The sequence below is a fragment of the Lysinibacillus xylanilyticus genome (assembly GCF_001183605.1).
In the GTDB taxonomy this organism is placed as follows: Bacteria; Bacillota; Bacilli; order Bacillales_A; family Planococcaceae; genus Lysinibacillus; species Lysinibacillus xylanilyticus.
The window spans coordinates 20,134-43,491 of the sequence record NZ_LFXJ01000006.1 but is presented as its reverse complement, the minus strand read 5'-3'; the positions used below and the strand labels follow the sequence as shown (position 1 = coordinate 43,491).

Here is a 23,358-nt window from a genome sequence, read left to right as displayed (position 1 = left end):
TTATACTCAATTTTTTTCTTTTAAAATATCTAATGCCGATTGGACATAATTCAGTGTTTTTTGAACAGCAGGATCTTTCAGCCATTTGACAATTGAAAAAACATTAATATGCTGAGGCTTTTCTTCTGCTCTTTGCTGTACCATTTTTAAGAAATCCAAACCTGTCTTTCCTTTTTCAACATACGGATCGATATAGCTCTTTAAATTATTCATTGTATATTCTGTCGTTTGTTTATCTCGAAGTACTGCTTTTCCAAAATCAACGATGTTTTCTAACTGATGAATGATTTGAACAAGCTTTGGCAATTTCTCTATAAGCTGTACAATAGCTGTTATCGTTTCTGAGCCTACATTATAAGTAGTGACAAATTGTTCGTATCGATCTATTGTCTTTTCATCCGTCAGTACTGCTTTTCCAAAATCCACAACATTTTCAGCTGAATCTATCGTTTGCTCTAAATTCGGTAATTTATCCAACAATCGCTGCAAAGAGTGCCGAACTTCTGGTTTCTCAAGCATTTCGATTATTTGATATAATTCTTCGCTCATACTTACCGTTGCATTAGCCATGCTTGTCGCCTCCCTTCATTTGTAATTACATTGTTCCTTTCAACATGCCATCCCAGTACATGACAGGCAGTAAATCCTTTTTCATGAAATACATACTGGATCTTTCCACAGCTTGGTTAAAAGGCATAGATTCGACAGGCTCTTTATTGTAATCAAACTCAGCTAATATCAGTTTGTTGTAGCCTGTTACAATCGGGCAAGAAGAGTAGCCATTATACATTTGTGTCATCGGCTGTTGTCGCATTAAAGAAATAAGATTTTGTGCAACAACAGGTGCTTGCTTGCGTATAGCTGCACCCGTTTTGGAAGTCGGGAGATTGGCATTGTCACCTATTCCAAACACATTGCTATACTTTTTATGTTGCAAAGTAAATTTGTCGACATCTACCCAGCCACATTCGTCTGCTAATGCACTTGTTCGAATAAATTCAGGTGAACACATATAAGGTGTCACATGAATCATGTCGTATTTAATTTCTTCTAATATGCCCGTATCTAAATTTTCAAAGATAGCTATTTTTTCATCCGCCTTAATTTCAATCAAATTACGACGGAATCGAGCATCAATATTTTTTCGCTCAATTACCTTTTCAAGTGCTTCTCGATATTTTAGAACATCGAAAATTGCTGGATTGGCCGAACCAAAAATAACGTTAATATTGCCACGAACATTGACGTTATTAAAATAGTCCTCTGCTAAATGCATAATTTTTTGTGGTGCACCGCCACATTTTACCGGAGAGTTCGGATGTGTAAATAATGCTGTTCCCTCCTTAAAATTACGGATCGTTTCCCACGTATAATCTACATGCTTAAAAGAGTAGTTACTGCATACACTTTTAGTCCCAAGTGCTTCTTTTAGCCCTTTAATAGCACCCCAGTTAATCTCTATCCCACCAGCGACTACTAAAAAATCATACGTGTATGTTGTACCATCTTGTGTTAGTACCTGATTTTGATTGGGATCAAAACTACTAACAGCTTCTTTTAACCAAACAGCTCCTTTAGGAATAACGGACCTCATTTCACGCTCAGAGTCCCATTTATTTGCTGCACCACCTCCCACCAATGTCCAGAGTGGTTGATAATAATGTTTTTGTGCAGGATCTATGATGGCAATCTCCCCTTGAAGCGAATGAGATTGACGAAGTAAACGTGCAGCTACTGAAATGCCAGCAGTTCCTCCTCCAACGATGACTACTTTAAAAGAAGTCTTCATGTGTATATCCTCCTTATCATGCTGTCTTTCGTATACAACTTTTACACCTTAATAATAGGTATAAGAGAGAGCTGTTCATATAGGGGTAATCCCCTAAAAAATTACATCCTAATACTCAAATAGCACAAAAAGGCAGTACAAGGTGAATGTTTCATCACTTGTACTGCCAAAATTAACAGTGTTTTCTTTACTTTATCAATCAAGAACTAGCTCATTATCATAACGTGGGGTTGATTCTTTGAGGCCAAAACACTACTACTTACATTTAAACTTCATCACAAAGACTGTACCTTCAGCTCCTGATTGGACACTAATGGTACCATTGTGTAAATCAATTAACTGCTTAGTAATAGCCAATCCTAGACCTGTACCCGCCGTTTCATCCGTAGTATTAGTACCACGATAATATCGCTCAAACAGATTATCGAGCTCCTCTTGAGGAATTCCTGGACCTTGGTCGGCGATTGTCAGCATAATCTCTTGGCCTATATTTTGCGCTTCTACGTTCACCTTTGTACCTTCAGGAGTATATTTTTTAGCATTGGTTATAAGGTTATCTAAAATACGCTTTAATAAAAGCTCGTCCGCTTCAAGCACGACATCCCCATAAACCTTTACAGACACTTGCTCATCTGCAAATTGAGGTAACCATACGTTAAGTGGTAATAGCACTTTTTCAAGCTGTATCGCTTTATTTTTTAATTGGTACGTATATGTTAAGTCTCGTATTAGAGCATCCATATACGTCGCCTTCTCCTGCATCGTAGTTGCGAAGACGCGCATTTCTTCCTTTGTCCACTCATAGTCCTCAGAAGCAAGCATTGTTGAATAACCATAAATAGAGCTTAACGGTGTCTTTAAATCATGGGATAAGCCTGTTATCCATTCCTCACGTAATTGCTCTGCATGCTTAATTTGCCTTTCATTGGAGGAAAGGCGTTTTGATAAATTATTAATCGATTCATCAACTGGCTGGAATAATTTAAATTTCTTCTTTAACTTCCCTGTCTCTCGATGATGGATACTTTTATCTCTCACTTTACTGTAGTCAAACTGCGTTAGCCGTTCGATACGAGATATTACATAAACAAGCGGACGAACAAATTGACGGGAAATGCTAATCGATAAAAAGACGATCCCTAATAACAATATAATATGACCACCAAAGAAGATGGAAACAAATAAAACCATCGCTTTATTAAAAGGCTCGTCAAATGGCTTATATGATGGGTTTGGCATACGCACAACTAGTGTCGAGCCATCCTCTAAAGCAACATTTCGCGAAAGCTCTTTATACTCAAAAATATCGTAGTTCTCTTCCAGCAATTGAGGCTTATAGAGTTTTTTGTAGCGCTCACCAATGACTTCTACCCGATCCCACTGTTCATTATAGATTTCAACTGAGGCCTTCTTATCCTGTAAATGCTGGAGCAGTTCTGAAGAAACCTCTCCTTTCTCCTTCCAATCCCGAACTACTTCCTCAAAAAGCGGTTGGACAGGTAAGGCCGGGAGGAATAACAAGTGGTATTTAGGAATCTCCCACGTGTGCATTCCCGGCCTTTTAAGAGTCATTATTTCGTTATCTGTCATACTACATAGTTCACATGTATCTCCCGTGTAATCAACAATGTCCATCGAATTATCGAACAAATATAATTCCCCTAAGTTCTCCTTAGCTCGCTTCACTAAATAATCAGCAATCTTAATAGATTCTCCTTCTTCCACGACTGCATCATCTTTAATTTCAGAGGAACTCATTATATGAATATCGTCACCGACATGACGATTGATAAAGATTGCAAACAACACCAAGCTTATAATAAAACCTGCAATGATTAGTAAATAAAAAATGATGAAATAAGATACAAAACGAAGTGTTAATCTTCTAGCTGGCTTCATGAATGAACATCTCCAACAAGTTTATACCCAATACCTCTTACAGTAATAATGCAGGTTGGTTTACCTGGATTCTTTTCTATTTTTTCTCGCAGTTTTCGAATATGAACCATCACAGTATTATCATCGAACAAACAGTCACCCCATACGCGCTCGTAAATTTGCTCCTTCGATAATACTTGCCCTGCATTTTCACATAAATATTTCAACAAATAAAATAACCTACCGCTAATAATCTCCTTTGTACCATTTACAGTCACCTCTGCTGCATCGATATCGAATGTAAATCGACTGCATGAAAATAAATGACTGCTCGGAGCCTTTTTTTTCTTCATATATCTGGTAAGTTGCACCTTCACCCTCGCAACAAGCTCAAGTGGATTAAATGGCTTCGTAATATAATCATCTGCCCCGTTCATAAAACCACGAAGCTTATCAGCATCACTACCTTTTGCAGTTAAAAAGAATATAGGTGCTTCACTTTGCTCTCGAATCATATTCGCCATATCAAGTCCGCTACCATCCGGGAGCATAATATCTAATAGATAAAAATCAAAAACCTTCGTTTCAATTTTCCTTTTTGCTTCTTGAACAGTGTCGCAGAGTGTAATGTTTAAAAATCCTTCTTTTCTTAAGATAATTTCAATCATTTCTGCAATTGCACGTTCGTCCTCTAATACTAAAATTGACGCGTCCTGCATGCTATCACCTTCTTTTAAGATTACTTTAAGGTAGCCATCATTTCACCATAAGCTTTCCCAACTACACTATGTATAAGATAACCAATTAAGGAGATAAAACGCAATGACAACTAACCGTGTTACCTTCATAGATACAATGCGTGGATTTAGCTTATTCGGCATCTTAATGGCAAATTTGTTGATTTTCCAGTTTGGCATGTATGGCAAAGATGAACTAAAAGATCTATCCGCCCTCGATAATGGAGCCTGGTATTTTGTAAAAATCTTTATAGAAGGGTCATTTATGCCGATCTTCACCATTTTGTTCGGCTTCTCTCTTATTAAACTTATAGAATCTATTCGCAGAAAAAAAGATAAGAGTCGATGGTCCATTTTACGGCGTGCAACTGGACTTATTGCTTTAGGTTTACTGCATTCAATGTTTTTATGGGAAGGCGACATTCTATTTTCTTATGGCTTTATGATTTTATTTTTGATCCCTTTTATTAATCGCAAACCAAAAACTTTATTTATTTGGGCTGGTATCTTCTTATTACTTATTACTAGCATATCATTTGGTTCCGCTGAAGAAACTAAAAAAGAGCAGAAAGAAATAGCTTCCTATATAGAGAAAGCCGACAATATATACGCTAACGGAAGCTACTTAGACATTTATGATTTCCGTGCAAACGATTTACCTCCGGGCATGGACGATGCAGGTTTAGTCGTTTTCTTATTAATTTTCCTTGCACCAATGTATACCACTTCATTGACCCTTTTCGGCATGGGTCTTGCAAAAAAGCAATCTTTTGTGAATATGGAGGACGAAAAGAAATGGTATAAGCTCGGCGCCCTGCTTGTTCCAATAGGGCTAGCTTGTAAAAGTCTGAGTTTTATAGAAAGCAATTTTTCTGGCATGTTGTTAACAGGAGGCTCTGAGTTATTAGCAGTTGGCTATGTCTGCCTTGCAGCTTTAATATACAAAACCCGCCCTGTACAACGTCTCGCTCCTGCCTTCGAGAGTGTCGGTAAACTATCATTAACTAATTATCTAATGCAAACCATTATTTGTACAACAGTATTTTATGGATATGGTCTAGGCTTATACGGCAAGCTCGGTGTATTTGGCGGTATTTTATTCGGAATCGTCTTGTATAGCTTGCAATGTGTTTTCAGCCTTGCCTATTTCAAGAAATTTAAACGCGGACCATTCGAAACTATACTGCGTATTTGGACGAATTGGTCTTGGAACGGACAAATTAAAATAAAGCAGAAAGGAAGTACTTTACATGAATAGTGACTCCAAAGAGGATTTTACAGATACATGGTGGTTCTTAGGAATCTGTACTGCCGTAGCTGTAGTTTTAACACTATTTGCTTTTTAGAAGATTACAAAATGATTATAAATAAAAATCACACCCCAAACTTTGATGCATCAAAGCTTTGGGGTGTATTATTAATATAGGGTGCTAGAGTTCAAAATTTTAGCACTCTATATTTACAATTCACTTGGCATTTCGCCAAATTTACATATTCAATTCTAGACGCCGCGCAACTAAAGAAAGTGCAAAGTTCACAATAAAATAAATTACAGCAACTAAAATGAAAATCGGAATAATATAATTAATATTTTGTGCATTAAGAACCTGTGCATTATGCATCATCTCTGGTAGTGCAATAACAACCGCTAGCGACGTATCTTTCAGAAGTGAAATAAACTGGCTAACAATCGGTGGTACCATGCGTCGTACCCCTTGCGGCAAAATAATATACCATAAGGTTTGTATATAAGATAACCCAGACGAACGCCCCGCCTCCATCTGTCCTTTGTGTACAGAGTTTAAGCCACTACGAATAATTTCTGCTAGCATTGCAGATTCAAAAATCGTTAGCGCTAAAATAGCAGACCATGTAATACTTAACTTAATTCCCACTTCCGGCAAAGCAAAGTATACAAAGAAAATAATCAATAATAGCGGTAAATTTCTTATGGTCTCAACAAAAATAGCAGAAATTTGTGCAAATACTGGTACTTTAGTATACCGAACAATACCTAGAATTGCTCCGAGAAGGAAACTTAATAAAATAGAAATACCCGCAACTTCAAGTGTTACCAAAAAACCTTTCAACAAGAAAACAATATGATCAGGGCTATATGCTCCAATAAAGTCCATCCATCTAACCCCCTACTAATTGCTCTTCGCTAAGCTTTTTTCTAAACGATTAATACCATAGCTTAACGGAAGCGTAATAATTAAATAAAAAAGTGCAATAAAAATATATACATCAAAAGTTACGAAAGTTCTTGAAGAGATCAAATCTCCCTGATACATTAGCTCACCTGCTGCAACAATTGTTAAAATTGATGAATTCTTCACTAAATTCAAAAATTGGTTACCCAATGGCGGAATAACAATTTTAATCGCTTGAGGTAAAATGATATAACGCATCGTTTGGATGTACGTCAAACCTGAAGATCGCGCAGCCTCAGTTTGTCCTTTATGCACAGACAAAACACCTGCACGAATAGCCTCTGCGATAAAAGCAGCAGTATACACCGTCAACGCAATTGTGCCCGCTTGGAATCCACTAAAACGAATACCTAAGACCGGTAATCCTATAAAGATGAAGAATAAAATAATTAACAACGGGATATTACGGAAAAATTCGACATAAATTGTACCTATCCAGTTTAAAGGCTTAATAGGTGCAATACGAAATACAGCAATCAACGTCCCCAGAATAAAACTACCAATCAATGCCAAAAGACTTACAATTAAAGTATTTTTAAAACCTTCAAGAAACATCCCCATATTATCTGTAAGAATAGTAAAATCAAGCATTCAATTTTCACTCCAATCCAATACGCTCTGCCGATATAGTTACGTTTTCATTTTGAATTGGCTTGTCTCAAAATTCGCAACCCCATCAGAAGCTTTAACTTTATTCAACGGGTGTGTATAAACACCCGCTGAATAAAACTAAATAACCAAATTAAAACAAGCAGTCATACACCTATTGAACATCGCATTCATGAGGTTATTCATATGACTGCTCGCAACATTAATATTCGTTTTATAATAGATTATTTCTTAATCCATTTGTCGTGGATTTCATTATATTTACCATTTGACTTTAATTCTGCAAGCGCGTCGTTAACAGCTTTAACAAAATCATCACTACCTTTTTTCATTGCAATTCCATATGGCTCTTCCGTGAATTTACCACCAACTAATTCGAAGTTATTATCCTGTGAAGCCATGCCATATAAAATCGAGTCATCCGTCGTTAATACATCACCTTGGCCAGCTTTTAATGCAGTAAATGCCTCTGCATAGTTTTCAAACTCTAGAACCTGTGCATCCGGTGCTTTTTCACGGATATTAATTGCCGATGTAGAGCCTTTAACAGCAATTACTTTTGTTTTTGAATCTAAATCATCAATACTCTTAATCTTACTTCCTTTTTTCACCAATAGTGATTGACCTGCCTCGAAATAAACATCTGTGAAATCAACTTCTTTACGGCGTTCTTTTGAAATCGTCATTGTTGCAATAATCGAATCAATATCACCGTTATTTAACATTGGTATACGTGTTTTAGATGTTACTTCTTTAAATTCAACTTTTGTCTCATCACCAAGAATAATTTTTGTAAGTTCTTTCGCAATATCTACGTCAAAGCCTTCAATTTCACCAGTACTTGGATTTTTTAAACCAAATAACTTTGTATCGTTTTTAACACCCCATACAATTTTGTCATTCGCTTTAATAGTTTCTAATGATGATTTCGATTTAGCCCCTGAGTCTTTATCTTTCGATTCTTTATCTCCTCCACCACAAGCTGCTAGAACAAGTACAGAAAGTACTGATAGTAGCATGAACATTAAAAATTTTCTGTTTTTAAACATAAAAAAATCCCCCTATTCTTTTCTCTAAAAATTATTAATGATTAAAAATCCTGCTTAAGAATAATTTAGCACGTTCCTCTTTTGGCTCTCTAAAGAATTCAGCTGGATTAGCATCCTCCAAAATTTGACCCTTATCGATAAAAATCACTCGATCAGCCACCTCACGAGCAAACCCCATTTCATGCGTCACAACCACCATCGACATTCCTTCTTGTGCTAGCGCTTTCATAACATCCAATACTTCCCCAATCATTTCAGGATCAAGCGCCGAAGTCGGCTCATCAAACAACATGATGTCAGGACTCATAGCCAAGCCACGCGCAATTGCAACACGTTGTTGTTGTCCTCCCGATAATTGCGATGGAAATGAATTTGCCTTATCAGGTATACCTACTTTTTCCAAATAATATAATGCCGTTTTCTTCGCTTCTTCTTCCGATTTCCCCAAAACTTTCATAGGAGCTAGCATAATATTTTGTAAAACCGTTTTATGTGGATATAAGTAAAAATGTTGGAATACCATACCAATATTTTTACGCAAGTCATTAATGTCTGTTTTTTTGTTACTGATTTCTACTTCATTCACCTCTAATAATCCATCAGAAATGGTTTCTAAACGATTGATACAACGAAGCAGAGTACTTTTTCCGGAACCAGAAGGTCCAATAATAACAACAACTTCCCCTTTTTCAATGGTCAAATTGATATCTTTTAAGACATGGAAATCTCCATAATGCTTATTTACGTTTTGAAATCGAATCACTCTATCAAACCCCTTACCAAAATGCATATTATATTCATAGATACTGTTATAACTCAACAAGTAAAATTTATAGACATTTAACTCTATTTAACTATAACCCTAATTATTGACAAAACGCAACAATATTTTCAGAAAAATGAATTATCTAAATATAAAATAATATTTTATTCATAAAGCAGAAAATAAAGACTATCATCACCGATATTTCTATTTAGAAATAGTTATACAAGATAAAATACATAGAATAACCAATTCATCTAATCTATTTCTATCTGTTATATAACATTTAAAATAACTTTGCATGGTTATAATAAAAATGTATATACTTTATTTAACAATAAACGTTTTTTTATTATCTTTATGTTAATATATTTAATTTCATCATCCGAACGATTTTAAGTTATCTTTATTCAGCAAATGTTTTCTGTAGCAAAATCAAAGCATCAGCTACAAGTGTTGCTGACGTTTGTTACTGTATTAATGGGAAATCGTTATTTCTAATACCCTTTTGATGTTACGCCTTTTTAATTCCTCATATTGTATAATTATTTTAAATAAAGCTTAGCTTTGGAGGTTTTCCTATTGATACAGCGAATTATTATTACTGGCTATAGACCACATGAATTGGGCATCTTTAATGACAAGCACCCAGGCATTGCTATCATAAAAAAAGCACTTGAAAACCGTCTGCGTATATTAATCGACGAAGGTTTAGAATGGGTGATTATTAGTGGTCAGCAAGGTGTAGAAACATGGGGTGTTGAGGTTATTCTTACGTTAAGAAAGGAATTTCCTCATTTAAAATATGCTGTTATCACACCTTTTTTAGAGCAGGAGAAAAATTGGCAGGAACATAAAAAAGAAAAATATCAGACATTAGTAGCTCAAGCAGACTTTGTAACGAGTGTAACGAAAAAGCCATACGAGGCTCCGTGGCAATTTATCGAAAAAGACAAGTTCATTATACAAAATACAGATGGTCTGCTGCTAATTTATGATGAAGAAAATGAAGGCTCCCCGAAATATATGAAACGTCTAGCAGAAAAATATATGGAAAGACACGAATATACCCTTTTAATGATTACCGCCTATGATTTACAAATAGTGGCAGAAGAAATACAGCAACAAGATTGGTAGGTAAAATATTGATATAATTTTCTGATAATTATATACTTGAACTATATTAGTCATAGCCTTATGGTTCATCACAATAGCGTATGGTTGATCTCCGTTCCGACTGGGCGCTTTGCCGCTGACGCTTCGCTTTCGCGCAGAGCAGAGCTTCCTGGGGGCGTCCAGTCTCCACTCCAATCAACTTATATAAAAATGGTATTTCTTTTTCACATCTACTTTTCTACCCTTTAGTGCTAATTTCTAAAAAGGAGCTGCTAACATTTGAGTAAAAAAATCGAAATGGTTCTTGAGTCGTCGCCGGTGAATGTTTCTCATGATACGTACCGTAGAGAATGCAGATATACACGAGGGATTCATATTGAAGAACAAGAGTTTAAAGCAATTTTGGATACAATGTGCCACGATTCTCGCTTGTATTTTGATTTTCATAATCCTCGTAGGGAGATTAAAAAAGGAACATATTTAAATGGACACTCTGGATTGGCACGCAATATTTTTAATTACTATAAAATAAATCACGGCATTGAACTGACCGAGCTTATAAATGGTAAAGATTTTTATGTAAAAATAATATAAAGGGATGAATTGATTTCATATCAATCATGAGGGTTGTTTCTTACATAACAACCCTCTTTTTATTTTCGATAAAAAAGAGCTACCCTCAATGAGAGTAGCTCTTTATCTTCATTCATTAGATGTTTTGTAGCAAAAGTGAAACGATAGTTACAGAAGACTTCCACCTCTGAAGGTGGTCATAATAACCGGATATCTACTGAATGAAGATAAGGCCTCCGGCGGATGTCAGGGATTTTGAAAGGAATAAATTGTGCGAGCACAATTCAAAATCCCTACGCAATTACGCCAAGGCGAAATTGATTATATTTATAAATCTGATACTTGAGCACCTAATTCTTTATTATTGTACATTTCAGTATCCAATTCTTTTGTAATACGTGCTGTTGTCACACCTGCAGTCATTGAACCACTTACATTAAGTGCAGTACGGCCCATGTCAATTAACGGCTCAACAGAGATTAATATACCCGCAAGTGCAATCGGTAAGTCAAGTGCTGATAATACAAGAATTGCTGCGAATGTCGCACCACCACCAACACCAGCTACACCAAATGAGCTGACAGCTACAACTGCAATAACAGTAATGATAAACACTGGATCAAGTGGATTAATCCCAACTGTCGGTGCAATCATAATCGCTAGCATTGCAGGATAAACACCGGCACAGCCATTTTGACCAATAGATAGACCAAATGAGCCCGAGAAGTTTGCAATACCCTCAGATACGCCAAGACGACCCGTTTGTGTTTTAATGTTCATTGGTAAAGCACCTGCACTTGAACGTGAAGTGAATGCAAACAATAATGTTTCCGCAGTTTTCTTTAAGTACGTAAATGGATTTAAACCACTTAAAGTAAGAATTAGTAAGTGTACTATAAACACGATAATTAACGCTACATAAGATGCTACAACAAACTTACCTAGGTTATAGATTGCCCCGAAATCAGATGTTGCAACTGTACGTGCCATAATTGCTAAAATACCATATGGTGTTAAACGTAAGACAATTGTTACAACTCCCATTACTAATGCATAGATGGCATCCAAGCCCTTTTTAATAGTAGCTGCAGTACCTTCATCCTTACGTGCTACACGTAAATAAGCAAAACCTAAGAATGCTGAAAAAATTACAACAGCAATTGTTGATGTTGAACGAGCACCTGTTAAATCTAAGAATGGGTTTGCTGGGAATAACTCAATAATTTGCGTTGGTAAATCCGGCGCAGTTAATCCAGAAGTTTTTTCCTCTAAATATGCTCCACGCTCTGTCTCTGCAGCACCTTGCATAATATGTGAAGCATCTAAATGAAACACCGTTGCTGAAAAAATACCAACAGCAGCTGAAACAGCAGTTGTACCGATTAAAATGGCTAAAATAAGAGCTGCCATTCTTCCGAAGTTTTTACCAACCTTCATTTTCGTAAAGGCTATTAAGATGGAAATAAAAATTAATGGCATCGCAACCATTTGTAGTAATTTAACATAACCAGTACCAATAATATTGTACCAACTTGTTGTTTTTGCTAATACATCAGAATCAATACCATAAATTAAATGCAGTCCAAGACCAAGTACAATACCAAAGCCTAGAGCAGTAAAAACACGATTTGAAAACTTAACGTGCTTTTTATTCATAAAATATAAAATTCCAACGAATACCAACAAAACAGCAACGTTAAGAATAATTTGTAATGTAGACAATTGAAAGCCTCCTAAGAAGTTTGATTAATGTAATCGAATTATATACCTATAATCCCTATAATTCAAGTATGTTTTATTTAGATTAATAATTTCCTAAAGTGAAAGCAATTTATTTCTTTTGATTATGCCCTAAAAACCGGATTAAATGTTGTTATTGAATATTCAACGACAGCAATATGTGTGTTTTTCCCAAGGAAGGCCAAAAAGACTGTGGGCAAGCTCAATTTATTGCGAGCTTGCCCACTGTCTGATCTACTTTATTTAATGAACGAGATAGCTTTCTTTTTCATTGTCATTAATGAGGTAACAGCTTCCCGGAATTTTTTTACATTGTTTTTTCACACGTGTCACCGCATCTGACAATTGGTCAACAGATTCAAATTGCTGATATTGATTAGTAATAACCGCAATGGATAGCGTAGTACAAGATAAAGGCTCTAATTTACCAGCTCTATTTTGTACTTGTAAGTATGTTAAATCCTCTAAATCATAAAAGCTTAAAATAAACGTATCAAAGTCATCAATAATTCTTTGACAGATCTCGGCAGCCTCATAATGGGGAAGAATCGCAACGAAATCGTCTCCCCCAATATGACCTAAAAAATCTTCTGTTCCGCCTATGTTTCTTTTCAAAATATCTGTTAAATACAGTAAAATTTTATCCCCTTTATTAAAACCGTACGTGTCATTGTATGATTTAAAATGATCTAAATCAAAATAAATCAAACTATATTGTGATAGCTGTAGTGTCTCTTCTAGTTTTTCATCTATTAATTTATTGCCAGGAAGACTACTTAATGGATTTAAAAAGCTAGCAATAGCTACTTGTGTGTCTACGAGCTTCAACAGTAGCTCCCGAATACTCACTACACCGTAATATAAGTCATCCCTTATTACAATCACATCATCATATAAGTCCTCTGAAGGTCTAGACATCGCTAACGTGCTGACCTCTGTTATAGGTATATTGCGATCTACAATTAAAGGATTTTCTTTAATAATCAGCTGATTATGCCGACCCATAAATAAATTATAGCCATAGCGTGTACCAATTTTTTGATAGAAATGTGTACGTGTAATATGCCCAATTGGTTTGTCATCTCGAACAACGACAACACTACGTAATGACGGAATACTTGTAAAAAGTAAATCCACCTCTTGATTTTTCACAAATTCATCAATACAAGGAACATTTTCTATGACTTCCCCTATCTTCATGGTCACCCATCCTTATTTTCCCCAAATGTATTTCCTTTGCGGGTTTCCCTATCGCATAACCTTGTGCGTAGTGGATTCCAATATTACGTAAATAATTAAGCTCTTCCTGGCGTTCAATACCCTCTGCAATAATTTTCGTCTCAGCCTGCTCTGCGTAGCTCATCAGCAATGTAACAAGTTGTTGCTGCTCGCTGTTTTTATCAATAAATTGTATTAAAGAACGGTCTAGCTTAATAAACTCTGGCTTTAAGTAAACAAGAGTTTTCAAGCTATTGTAGCCTGATCCTACATCATCCACTGCAATGCGATAGCCCTGTGATCGATAATTTGATAATACACGCTCAAACTCTTCAAAATCTACCACTGCACTACGTTCAGTGAGCTCAAACACTACCTGCTGTGGTTTTATCCCAAGCTCCTTTAATAACTGCAAGGTTTCACCGCAATGGTAGCTCCTATCTAGTAAAACATTAGGATGTATATTGACGAATACTAGAAAATCTCGGTTAACCCATTCTCCGTGCAGTCGTTCTTTGAAACGCTGCAATGAAAGATTACGGCAAAAGCATTCAAATAAAAATACGCAGTCCGTTTGCCCAACAAATTCATAAAACTGATCGACACTGCGAAACAATTCTGAGGGCTCTGGACGATTCAATGCCTCAAAGCCAATTGTTTGCCCCGTCTGTAAATCGACAATAGGCTGAAAATAAGTATGTAAATTCTTGTCCTGAATAATTTGCTTCAATGCTTTTAAACGTTTTATATAGAGAGTATTGTTTTGATGCTGCCCGTATAAATACTTTAAATATGAAAATATATTACTTGTTTTTATGCTTTGTCTCACAACAGACTCCATGCTCGCACCTCTTAAATCGGTTATTAGCATCTATTGTACGCTTTCATTGTAAAAACACTGTGAATTTTATGTAAAAACAAGTGTCTCTAGCACTAGATCCCCTTGTGAAAATAATCTTTTTTGATTATTTGATGAGCGGTATAAATTCAGGATGTGGAGAAGGCAGTTCGAGCAAAGGTTTGTGGGGATCTGACGATTCGTCGTGTTTTATCAGCGATGTCGACCAATTAATCAGCGACTCCGAATTGCCTTATTAGCGATACTAATAGTATTTTACTGACAAGTACTTTTATAATAAGTAATAGAAGCTCAATCTCAAGAAAGGTTGTTTGATATCCTAATGAACGTAGAGAACTTTTTACAACTGCCTATTACAAAAGATTTTACAGTCGTTGCCGGTCGCAATGGTTTACATAAACCCGTTCAAAATGTGGAAATTCTAGACTTTGAATTTTCACCTGATATTCAAACTGTGAGAGAAACGATATTCACACCGAATAGCGTTGTTTTAAGCAGTTTATTATTCGCAAAGCAAAAGCCCGAGTATTTATGGAATGCCGTTAAAAACCTTATTGAATTAGGGGCAAGTGCCCTAGCTTATAAACCTGTCATCTATGAGCATTTACCAGTGGAATTGCTAGCCTATGCAGATGAACAAGATTTCCCGATATTGCGATTTGGGGGAGATGAATTTTTTGAAAAGATTATTTTAGAAACGATGGCCTATGCAAAAACGCAAGATTATTCATTCTTTTTAGATACGATCATGCGACGTCTCATGGAGGAAGAAGTAACTAATGAACAAATAAAGTCTATTTTACAGCAAATCAATAAGCCCTTTGAAAAATATGTATATGTTGCTAATATTCAAACGCAAGATCATGCAAACAGCCAATGGATGAAATCGCTTTTTCAATTAGAGCCTCTATTGAAATCTGGTATGATTTGTACCTATAAAAAGAGTCTCTTTATAATAATGACCCATTCATCACAACAACTTCAATTTGAAAAACTTCTTAATGAATGGTTAACGTTGTATGCAATTCCGACGGATTCAATGACCTTTGGCTATAGTCGTTGTCACGTTACACAAACAGAATTCCCTTTTGCTGTTCGCGAAGCTTTTTATGCACGCATCATGGCTGAAATTAAAACGGATTCTACATGTCATTATGAGAACCTTGCTTCCGATTCGTTATTAATTGAATTGCACCGTAAGGACGCTAAATTTGCTATGGACTATGTAAATAGCTATCTTGGTCCCCTATTTGAAGTAAAGGTTGATCCGGATTTAATAAAAACTGCAATCACCTATGTCGTAAAACAAGGAAATATTAAAGAAGTAGCCGTTGCTCATTTCTGCCATCCAAACACAATTCGTTATCGTATGTCAAAAATTCGTCAGCTAGTAGCACCTTTAGAAAATGATTATGTTTTTTATGAGCGTATAGCTGCAGCCGTTAAATTGTACTTATTACATAGCAAAACGAATGTTTGAATGACAGCTTTGGAATAAGTACAAAAAACGCCTGAATTTTTAGAATTAAAATCAAACTATTCTCTTCCATCTCATGCTATTCTATTGAAGTTAGGAGGAAGAATGATGAAAAAGTACATAGCTGATGGTATGCTATTAGTCACTGCAATCGTTTGGGGTAGCGGTTTTGTTATAACGGCTATTGCATTAGAATATTTAACAGCCTATCAAGTAATGGCAGGTAGATTCTTATTAGCTTCGATTATACTGACAGTCTTATTTGGATATAAATTAAAAAAAGCTTCAAAATCAGTTATTTGGAAAGGTATTTTGTTAGGAAGCATCTTGTATATTGCCTTTGCCCTTCAGACAGTAGGGTTACAATATACAACACCATCTAAAAATGCATTTTTAACCGCTGTCAATGTCATCATTGTGCCGTTAATTGCGTTTGCGGTTTACAAGCGTCGTATAGATGGCTATGAGATTATCGGTTCAATTATAGCTATAGTTGGTATTGGTTTTTTATCTTTGCAGGGCTCTCTAACAATGAATATCGGAGATGCGCTTTCCTTAGCATGTGCTGTCGCCTTCGCATTCGATATTTTTTGTACGAACCTTTTTGTACAAAAGGAAGATGCTATTGCCCTGACGATTATTCAATTTATCACGGCATCTTTTATAGGTGTCCTAGTCGTAGTCGGTAAAGGCGATATCCCGACCACCATTGAAAAAGAAGCAATCTATTCAATCATTTATTTAGCCATTTTTTCAACTACCCTTGCTTATCTTTTTCAAAATATTGCAAATCAATATACAACTGCTACAAAAGCAGCTATTATCCTGTCTACAGAATCCTTCTTCGGCATGGTATTATCCGTTATATTCTTACATGAGGTACTAACAAGTCGTATGGTTGTAGGGGCAATACTGATTTTACTCGCCATATTAATTGCAGAAGTAAAGCCTGCACATCCTAAAAAACGAATGGTGAAGAGCTCCCAATAACAATTTTTGAAATAGTTTCAGTCCTACTGAAGCTATTTTTTTATTAAACACGGCTGGTCATGATACTCGTAGTAATCCCTGCTACCAAAATTGTAATAATAGAAAGCAATAATGTATTAGAAGATAAAAGCAGTCCCCCTATAACGATGACGATTGAATCTATCATAAAAATAAGTATCCCGACATTAATTCCAGTTTTATCACTTAAAAATTGTGCAATCAAATCTGTACCACCAGTGCTTGTCTGAAATCTAAGCATCAAACCAACACCAAAACCCATAAGTATCCCTCCAAATATGGCGCTATAGAGGGCATCTACATGAATAAGATTGCGGACGGACTTGAGTAAATCAATACTAAGTGAATATGCGAATAATCCATGAATACTATTGTAAAAATACGCTCTGTATTTATACCAAGAAATAACGAAAATCGGAATACTAATAATGATGATCATTAAACCTATTTTAAGCCTATATATATAATGTAAAATAAGCGCTATCCCCACAACGCCCCCATCTAAAATTTGATAGGGCGTTAAGAATAAATTAATTCCTAATGATACCGAGGCACTTCCTATAAGAATGACCAAGCCTTTCGTAACAAAATACATAAAACCCCCCTCCGAGACTTAGCATGTTTTTATAGTATGAAAAAATCTATTTGAACATGTTATCGTTCACGTCTGTCGATGTAATAGTAGTGTTATTTTTTATCGAGCTTGGTCGCTAAATTTCTCATATTTACTTAAAAAGATGAGTGCAAAACGTCGTTTCGATGGATTGTGTGGACACAAAAAAATGCCCTTCTGCATATAAACAAAAGGGCGTTGTTAAGGACAAACTATTTGTTTTTTACCTTCATTCGATCCAGCAAGAATCCACCTTTAAATGATTTGGGCTCATACGAAATAATAAAAGCATTCGGTTCATAATGCTCAACAATTTGGAACAATTCCGTCTCACGGTTTCTCTTTGTTAATATTTCATATTTATAGCGATTACTATCTCGTCCCTCACCAATGTAAATCGTGACCGCAAATCCTTCATGCCGAAGAAATTTCACAAGTTCCTCATTCTTATTTTGTGTATTAATGGTCGTATAAACATAGCCAATCGCTAGTTTACGTTCAATTTTGGCCCCTAAAAATATACCTAACCCAAAGCCGACAGCATAAAAGACCATAGCTAACATACTTTGCTTCCCACTAAAAACAAGTGAAAGGCCAAATACATACACTAACATTTCCAGCATACCGAATATGGCGGCAAGGAAAGTAACATTTTTCACTAAAAGTATTGTACGTAACGTTAAAAAAGGCACATAAATTAATTGAAGTATTAATATCAGAAATATACTTTGCATTTGTAAGAAACCTTTCAAAAAGTAGTTTTATATACTATAAATGTATGTTGAGACATCGACTTGCATTCTATTAAGATGTATCTATTTTCTTGATTCCCTAACAATAAAAATTTAAACATCTACTCTCATAAAAAGTGCCACCTGCTATAGAGGAGATGGCATTTTTTTGATTACCTTTAAACTTACCCTTGCTTCGGTCCAATAATGTTAAATAAAAGGCTCATCACCATAACGTGTGGTTGTTTTCCGTCCCAATCGGACGCTTTCATACGAATCCAAAATTCCAGAAACTTGTGAAGAAAATGGGACTAGGGCAATCTATGTCACGCAGAGGAAACTGTTGGGATAACGCCCCTCAAGAATCCTTCTTAGGTAATTTTAAAAATGAAACCAATCTGAAAACGTGAGAAACATTAGTAGAAGTAAAACTAGAAGTGAAAAGTTATATGATGTATTACATCCATTATCGATGGCATTGGAACTTGAAAAAGCTGCTGCCTGCAAAATACAGACAGCAGCTTTTTCAAGTTGCCTAGTTTTTTTTCAAAATGCCCCTTACATAGGGTACGCTTTAAAAAGGGATGTTGGCTTATTTTTTTAAAATATAAACTTTCATTTTTTTAGTATAAAGGTTTAACTGAGTAATTTCTTGTCCAATAGATTTTCACTTCTACTCCTCTATTGCTTTTTGCATTGGCTTCGTTAACAGCAGATTCTAGTAAATAGTAATATCCTGAACTTAGAGCAATACCAGCTGATACCCAATATAAAGGAGCAGCTACAGCAGCTCCTATAGCTAACTTTGTTGCTACTTTATTACACTCATTTGCGTATTTTTCAGCGGCTATTTTACCAAAATTTCTATCATAACCCCACCAATGATTTGTCCACTCACCATAAACAGCTCTAGCTTTAACAGTTAAATTTGTAATAGATAAATCTTGATTAATGATAATTTGTCCATCATCAACTTGTTCATTTAATAGATTGAAATGTTCTTCAAGATATTGCAGGCCGTATTTTTGGTATTGATCTGGTGGTACATTTTCGAGATGTATATGTCCATTTTCATTTATTTTAACGGATTTTTGTAACTCATTTAAATCGGTTTCGGAGAGATTTACAAATTCATTATTATCTCCCTGATAAGTAATTTCTTCTTGGTTTATTTTTGTATCAGCGTGTGCTAACGTAGGTGAAACTAAAGATAGTGCCAAGATACTTACTAAGCCATAAGATAGTATTTTTTTCATTGTATTCTCCTTTTTAAATATATTTATATTACATATATAGATTTTAATTGAAGTGTAAATACATAAATGACTTTTACGTTAAAAGAACCTTCACTAAATTTTTTTAGTGCATCTGTTACAATTTTAGCTTTTGTATTGCCTGAAAATGCACTTAATACTAAAACACCTGTACCAATACGTAGCATAAATTTAAGTTTTAAAGGTATTTTTAATTTATTTAGTTCTACTCTTACTTTTACCCGGGTATGTTAATAGGATATCATTAGCTATAAATGTTTTAAAATCAAGTTTTGTCATTAATTGAACAAAATTTGATAAAAATCATAATAAATATCTACTACTTTTTAATATGCGAACCTTCGAAATTGCAATAACGAACTGTTGCTAGAACAACACTTAAGGTGTTCTGAACAATTTATGTTGCAAGTATTTAGGTGTGTGACAATTGGAAGGAGATTGAGTTTGATAAGAGTGATGATACTAAAAGAAAAGGCATCTAATAAAAACTAGACCTCTACATTTAATTAGAAGTATTAAAGTACTCATAAAATTCTTTAGAGAGCCCCCATTCCACTATTCTATTAAATTTTCAAATCAAGTTTTGCTGTAAATTGAACAAAAATTGATAAAAATCAGAAAACTAAATACTTGATTTTTGATATTAATGTAAAGTACACTTTACGTTAAATAAAAATTAAATTATAAAGAGGCGTTTAGTTGAAAAATAATATTAAACAATTGAGGGAACAATTTGATTTAACTCAAGAAGATTTAGCTAAGGAAATAGGTGTTTCTAGACAAACTATTATATCTTTGGAGAAAGAACGCTATAGTCCTTCAATTATTCTTGCTTTTAAGTTAGCTAAATTATTCAATTGTCAGATTGAAAATATATTTATTTATGAGGAGAATTAACTATGAAAAAAGATTTATTTTTAAATACTAGTAGGAACAGTCGTATTGCATATTTATTTTCGGGTATTGTTTGTACAGTAATTGGTATATACATAAACATTCCAGCGATCACATCTAATTATTTTTCTGAAAGTTATATATTATTAGCGATTGGAATTGGCCAAATTATGCTTGCATATTTGGCTCCCCATATATTTCCGAATGATGAACGTTCTGAAAAAATTGTTGGTAGAGCTATGTATATAAATTATTTTGTATTATTTATCATGTTATTTGTTTTATATTCACTTATTAGTTCGGATATTTGGATTTTGAGTGGAGTTCAACTTTTAATTATTATATTTTCCGTGATGGTTGTATCAATTCCGGCTACAATGATTATTTATACTAAAAAATATTAATAAAGGTTTTTGAAACAAGGAAACCCCTCGAGAAAGGCTTGCTGTAGAAACAGCCTTTTTCCGCATAAAAAATACCACCTCCTTAAATCTAAATCAGTAGATAAAAGTAGGTGGCAACATTATCGAAATATTTAGGATATTTAGATGAATGTTCTTAAATATTTGTTTTAAGCTTCCCCATGCATCGGGTCTATCTTATGCTTTGGCCCGATCATGTTGAATAAAATATTAAGGATAATCGCTGTAACCGAACCACAGACGATACCGTTAGATGTTAGAAGAGATACCTTCTCTGGTAGTGCATCAAAAACTCCAGGAACAACCGATACACCGACACCAAGACTAACTGCAATGGCAGCAATCATGGCGTTTTCCGCTGACTCATTCATAACAGGTACTAACATGCCCATACCTTGAGTAATAACCATACCGAACATCGCTAGCATTGCCGCACCAAGTACTGGTGTTGGAATAATCGTTGTTAATGCTGCGATTTTTGGTAGGAAGCCAAGTGCTACGAGGAAACCACCTGTGATGTAAATGACTTTACGATCTTTTACGCCTGACATACGTGTAAGTCCCACGTTTTGTGAGAATGTTGTATATGGGAAAGCGTTGAAAATACCACCGATAACAGAGGCAAGACCTTCTGAACGGTACCCACGTGATAAATCTTTTGAATCTAATTTTTTCTTACAAATATCACTTAGTGCAAAATAAACTCCTGTTGATTCTACTAAAGAAACCATTCCTACAAGCGTCATTGTAATAATCGCAGATGCATTAAATGTTGGCATCCCGAAGTAAAATGGCTGAACCATGTGCAAGACGTCAGCATCTGACACTGGGCTAAAATCAACCTTCCCCATAAATACTCCTAGGATTGTCCCAGCAACTAATCCGATTAAAATTGATATTGCACGAACGAAGCCTGTAGAAAATCGATAAACGACTAAAATAATGACCAATGTAATAAATGCTAAAGCTACATTCGAACTGGATGCAAAGTCTTCTGCACCTTGTCCACCTGCCATATTGTTTAAAGCTACTGGTAGTAAAGAAATACCGATAATCGACACGACCGAGCCTGTAACAACCGGCGGGAAGAATTTTACTAACTTACCGAAAAAGCCTGCAATAATCATAATGATTATACCTGATGCAATAATAGATCCATAAATATCAGTAATACCTTGTTCGGGATTTGTACCGATTGCAATAATTGGACTAACTGCTGTAAATGTACAGCCTAGTACTACTGGCAAACCAATACCGATCATTTTACCTGAATACACTTGTAAAAGCGTTGCGATCCCACACATCATAATGTCAATCGCTACTAAATACGTCATTTGTGCTGAATCAAAGCCGATTGCCCCACCGATAATCAGTGGCACTAAAATGGCTCCTGCATACATCGCAAGTAAATGTTGAATAGCTAGCGTCGTCGACTTAACGGTATTCATTACGCATTAGCCTCCGTAGCAAATGTTACTTTGCCGTCTTCAAGAGAGTCTACAATTGCTAATGATTCCACGCGAACCCCTTGCTGGCGTAATAATTTTCCACCGTCTTGGAAGCCTTTTTCAATAACAATGCCTACACCAACAACATTTGCACCAGCTTGTGCTGCGATATCAAGCAAACCTTTGACAGCTTCCCCATTAGCTAAGAAATCGTCAACAATTAGAATGTTATCATCTTCATTTAAGAAATTACGTGATACTGAAATATCATTTGTCTCATTTTTTGTGAAAGAATGTACTTTTGAAGAAAACAGATTATCTGATAGTGTTAATGATTTACGTTTACGTGCAAACACTACAGGAGCACCGATTTCAAGACCTAGCATTACGGATGGTGCGATACCTGAAGATTCGATTGTTAATATTTTTGTAATGACTTGATCAGAAAATCGATTTGCAAACTCATGACCAATTTCCTTCATAAGCATTGGGTCAATTTGGTGATTTAAAAATGAATCTACTTTCAATACAGATGAAGATAAAACTTTACCCTCTTGTGTAATTTTGTCGTGTAATAACTTCATTTCCTTGATAGCCTTCTTTCTTATTAGTAATAACTCTTTATGAGCGACTTACATTCCGTTACAGGCGAGCGCCGCAAGCAATGCAAGTAATAAAAAACGCTGAATACTTTGATTCCAATCATCTACGAGTGGAGCAAAGCATTCAGCGTAAAAACGTCGAAACCAATAGAAAACATCTTATATGAAGTCTTCTAAAGCATTGCTACCCATAGTCGATTTATTTACGGTAAATCGGTAGAAACTTGCGAGCCATATTCTCGCTATTATATGAGTGAAATAGTATAAAGCTGTAAGAATTTCCTTATCTTTATAACGCCTTGGCGTTATTTCCAAAATTGGTACTTTATTCGGCATGTACCTATA

Annotated in this window: 24 protein-coding genes, 1 pseudogene and 1 riboswitch; of the genes and pseudogenes, 8 read left to right on the top strand and 17 right to left on the bottom strand. The window is 35.3% G+C overall.

What is annotated here, in order from left to right:
* Positions 1 to 6: 6 nt before the first annotated feature.
* From ACZ11_RS14320 to ACZ11_RS14305, 4 genes are all read right to left on the bottom strand, one after another.
* Positions 7 to 570, bottom strand: a complete 564-nt coding sequence (locus ACZ11_RS14320; RefSeq protein WP_049667230.1) for a hypothetical protein — start codon at positions 568 to 570, stop codon at positions 7 to 9.
* Between the two features lie 25 nt (positions 571 to 595).
* Entirely contained in the window at positions 596 to 1,789 is a 1,194-nt protein-coding gene (locus tag ACZ11_RS14315; protein ID WP_049667229.1) for an FAD/NAD(P)-binding oxidoreductase, read from the bottom strand.
* A 255-nt stretch (positions 1,790 to 2,044) separates the two neighbouring features.
* The gene (locus ACZ11_RS14310) at positions 2,045 to 3,688 is read right to left on the bottom strand and encodes a sensor histidine kinase (RefSeq protein WP_049667228.1); all 1,644 of its coding nucleotides are present in this window, start codon (positions 3,686 to 3,688) and stop codon (positions 2,045 to 2,047) included.
* Positions 3,685 to 4,386, bottom strand: coding sequence for a response regulator transcription factor (locus ACZ11_RS14305; RefSeq protein ID WP_049667227.1), 702 nt, complete (start codon positions 4,384 to 4,386; stop codon positions 3,685 to 3,687). The genes ACZ11_RS14310 and ACZ11_RS14305 overlap by 4 nt, the downstream gene beginning before the upstream one ends.
* Before the next feature lie 103 nt (positions 4,387 to 4,489).
* On the opposite strand from ACZ11_RS14305, the gene ACZ11_RS14300 reads away from it, so the two are divergent.
* Positions 4,490 to 5,662: a DUF418 domain-containing protein gene (locus tag ACZ11_RS14300; protein WP_049667226.1), complete on the top strand. Its 1,173-nt coding sequence runs from the start codon at positions 4,490 to 4,492 to the stop codon at positions 5,660 to 5,662.
* Between the two features lie 229 nt (positions 5,663 to 5,891).
* Here the strand turns inward: ACZ11_RS14300 and ACZ11_RS14295 are convergent, their stop codons facing one another.
* The 4 genes from ACZ11_RS14295 to ACZ11_RS14280 form a co-directional block, all read right to left on the bottom strand.
* Positions 5,892 to 6,539, bottom strand: a complete 648-nt coding sequence (locus ACZ11_RS14295; protein ID WP_049667225.1) for an amino acid ABC transporter permease — start codon at positions 6,537 to 6,539, stop codon at positions 5,892 to 5,894.
* 15 nt (positions 6,540 to 6,554) lie between these two features.
* Positions 6,555 to 7,208, bottom strand: coding sequence for an amino acid ABC transporter permease (locus ACZ11_RS14290; RefSeq protein ID WP_049667224.1), 654 nt, complete (start codon positions 7,206 to 7,208; stop codon positions 6,555 to 6,557).
* A 242-nt stretch (positions 7,209 to 7,450) separates the two neighbouring features.
* Positions 7,451 to 8,275, bottom strand: a complete 825-nt coding sequence (locus ACZ11_RS14285) for a transporter substrate-binding domain-containing protein (protein ID WP_049667223.1) — start codon at positions 8,273 to 8,275, stop codon at positions 7,451 to 7,453.
* A gap of 34 nt (positions 8,276 to 8,309) precedes the next feature.
* Positions 8,310 to 9,038, bottom strand: coding sequence for an amino acid ABC transporter ATP-binding protein (locus ACZ11_RS14280; protein WP_049667222.1), 729 nt, complete (start codon positions 9,036 to 9,038; stop codon positions 8,310 to 8,312).
* A gap of 582 nt (positions 9,039 to 9,620) precedes the next feature.
* Here ACZ11_RS14280 and ACZ11_RS14275 point away from each other — a divergent pair.
* Positions 9,621 to 10,175: an SLOG family protein gene (locus tag ACZ11_RS14275; RefSeq protein WP_049667221.1), complete on the top strand. Its 555-nt coding sequence runs from the start codon at positions 9,621 to 9,623 to the stop codon at positions 10,173 to 10,175.
* A 258-nt stretch (positions 10,176 to 10,433) separates the two neighbouring features.
* On the top strand, positions 10,434 to 10,748 hold the full coding sequence (locus ACZ11_RS14270; protein ID WP_049667220.1) for a hypothetical protein: 315 nt from the start codon (positions 10,434 to 10,436) through the stop codon (positions 10,746 to 10,748).
* Between the two features lie 306 nt (positions 10,749 to 11,054).
* On the opposite strand, the gene ACZ11_RS14265 is transcribed toward ACZ11_RS14270, so the two are convergent.
* From ACZ11_RS14265 to ACZ11_RS14255, 3 genes are all read right to left on the bottom strand, one after another.
* Positions 11,055 to 12,383, bottom strand: coding sequence for an L-cystine transporter (locus tag ACZ11_RS14265; RefSeq protein WP_276525231.1), 1,329 nt, complete (start codon positions 12,381 to 12,383; stop codon positions 11,055 to 11,057).
* A gap of 327 nt (positions 12,384 to 12,710) precedes the next feature.
* Positions 12,711 to 13,667 (bottom strand): GGDEF domain-containing protein, encoded by a 957-nt coding sequence (locus ACZ11_RS14260; protein WP_049667218.1) that lies wholly within the window; start codon positions 13,665 to 13,667, stop codon positions 12,711 to 12,713.
* Positions 13,627 to 14,526 (bottom strand): EAL domain-containing protein, encoded by a 900-nt coding sequence (locus ACZ11_RS14255; RefSeq protein ID WP_049667217.1) that lies wholly within the window; start codon positions 14,524 to 14,526, stop codon positions 13,627 to 13,629. The genes ACZ11_RS14260 and ACZ11_RS14255 overlap by 41 nt, the downstream gene beginning before the upstream one ends.
* A gap of 340 nt (positions 14,527 to 14,866) precedes the next feature.
* Between ACZ11_RS14255 and ACZ11_RS14250 the strand changes: the two genes are divergently transcribed.
* Positions 14,867 to 16,024, top strand: a complete 1,158-nt coding sequence (locus ACZ11_RS14250) for a PucR family transcriptional regulator (protein WP_049667216.1) — start codon at positions 14,867 to 14,869, stop codon at positions 16,022 to 16,024.
* A gap of 105 nt (positions 16,025 to 16,129) precedes the next feature.
* Positions 16,130 to 17,011 carry a DMT family transporter gene (locus ACZ11_RS14245; protein WP_049667215.1) on the top strand — a complete coding sequence of 294 codons (882 nt, stop codon included), beginning with the start codon at positions 16,130 to 16,132 and terminating at the stop codon, positions 17,009 to 17,011.
* Positions 17,012 to 17,054: 43 nt separating this feature from the next.
* On the opposite strand, the gene ACZ11_RS14240 is transcribed toward ACZ11_RS14245, so the two are convergent.
* Together ACZ11_RS14240 and ACZ11_RS14235 are read right to left on the bottom strand one after the other, a co-directional pair.
* Positions 17,055 to 17,624: a YitT family protein gene (locus ACZ11_RS14240; protein WP_049667214.1), complete on the bottom strand. Its 570-nt coding sequence runs from the start codon at positions 17,622 to 17,624 to the stop codon at positions 17,055 to 17,057.
* Positions 17,625 to 17,854: 230 nt separating this feature from the next.
* A complete protein-coding gene (locus ACZ11_RS14235; RefSeq protein ID WP_049667213.1) occupies positions 17,855 to 18,376 on the bottom strand; it encodes a DUF2179 domain-containing protein in 522 nt (173 codons plus the stop codon).
* A 419-nt stretch (positions 18,377 to 18,795) separates the two neighbouring features.
* Between ACZ11_RS14235 and ACZ11_RS27570 the strand changes: the two are divergent.
* A pseudogene (locus ACZ11_RS27570) lies at positions 18,796 to 18,912 on the top strand (IS3 family transposase); the annotation flags it as partial.
* 84 nt (positions 18,913 to 18,996) lie between these two features.
* Here the strand turns inward: ACZ11_RS27570 and ACZ11_RS14230 are convergent.
* Together ACZ11_RS14230 and ACZ11_RS27050 are read right to left on the bottom strand one after the other, a co-directional pair.
* The gene (locus ACZ11_RS14230) at positions 18,997 to 19,629 is read right to left on the bottom strand and encodes a hypothetical protein (protein ID WP_049667212.1); all 633 of its coding nucleotides are present in this window, start codon (positions 19,627 to 19,629) and stop codon (positions 18,997 to 18,999) included.
* 23 nt (positions 19,630 to 19,652) lie between these two features.
* Positions 19,653 to 19,814, bottom strand: coding sequence for a hypothetical protein (locus ACZ11_RS27050; RefSeq protein ID WP_236690879.1), 162 nt, complete (start codon positions 19,812 to 19,814; stop codon positions 19,653 to 19,655).
* Positions 19,815 to 20,346: 532 nt separating this feature from the next.
* On the opposite strand from ACZ11_RS27050, the gene ACZ11_RS14225 reads away from it, so the two are divergent.
* Together ACZ11_RS14225 and ACZ11_RS14220 are read left to right on the top strand one after the other, a co-directional pair.
* Positions 20,347 to 20,544, top strand: coding sequence for a helix-turn-helix transcriptional regulator (locus ACZ11_RS14225; RefSeq protein ID WP_049667211.1), 198 nt, complete (start codon positions 20,347 to 20,349; stop codon positions 20,542 to 20,544).
* A 2-nt stretch (positions 20,545 to 20,546) separates the two neighbouring features.
* Entirely contained in the window at positions 20,547 to 20,945 is a 399-nt protein-coding gene (locus ACZ11_RS14220) for a hypothetical protein (RefSeq protein ID WP_049667210.1), read from the top strand.
* 167 nt (positions 20,946 to 21,112) lie between these two features.
* Here ACZ11_RS14220 and ACZ11_RS14215 read toward each other — a convergent pair whose 3' ends face one another.
* Positions 21,113 to 22,411 carry a nucleobase:cation symporter-2 family protein gene (locus tag ACZ11_RS14215; RefSeq protein ID WP_049667209.1) on the bottom strand — a complete coding sequence of 433 codons (1,299 nt, stop codon included), beginning with the start codon at positions 22,409 to 22,411 and terminating at the stop codon, positions 21,113 to 21,115.
* On the bottom strand, positions 22,411 to 22,995 hold the full coding sequence (locus tag ACZ11_RS14210) for a xanthine phosphoribosyltransferase (RefSeq protein ID WP_049667208.1): 585 nt from the start codon (positions 22,993 to 22,995) through the stop codon (positions 22,411 to 22,413). Before ACZ11_RS14210 ends, ACZ11_RS14215 begins: the two co-directional genes overlap by 1 nt.
* 189 nt (positions 22,996 to 23,184) lie before the next feature.
* Positions 23,185 to 23,286, bottom strand: a riboswitch (purine riboswitch).
* Between the last annotated feature and the right edge of the window lie 72 nt (positions 23,287 to 23,358).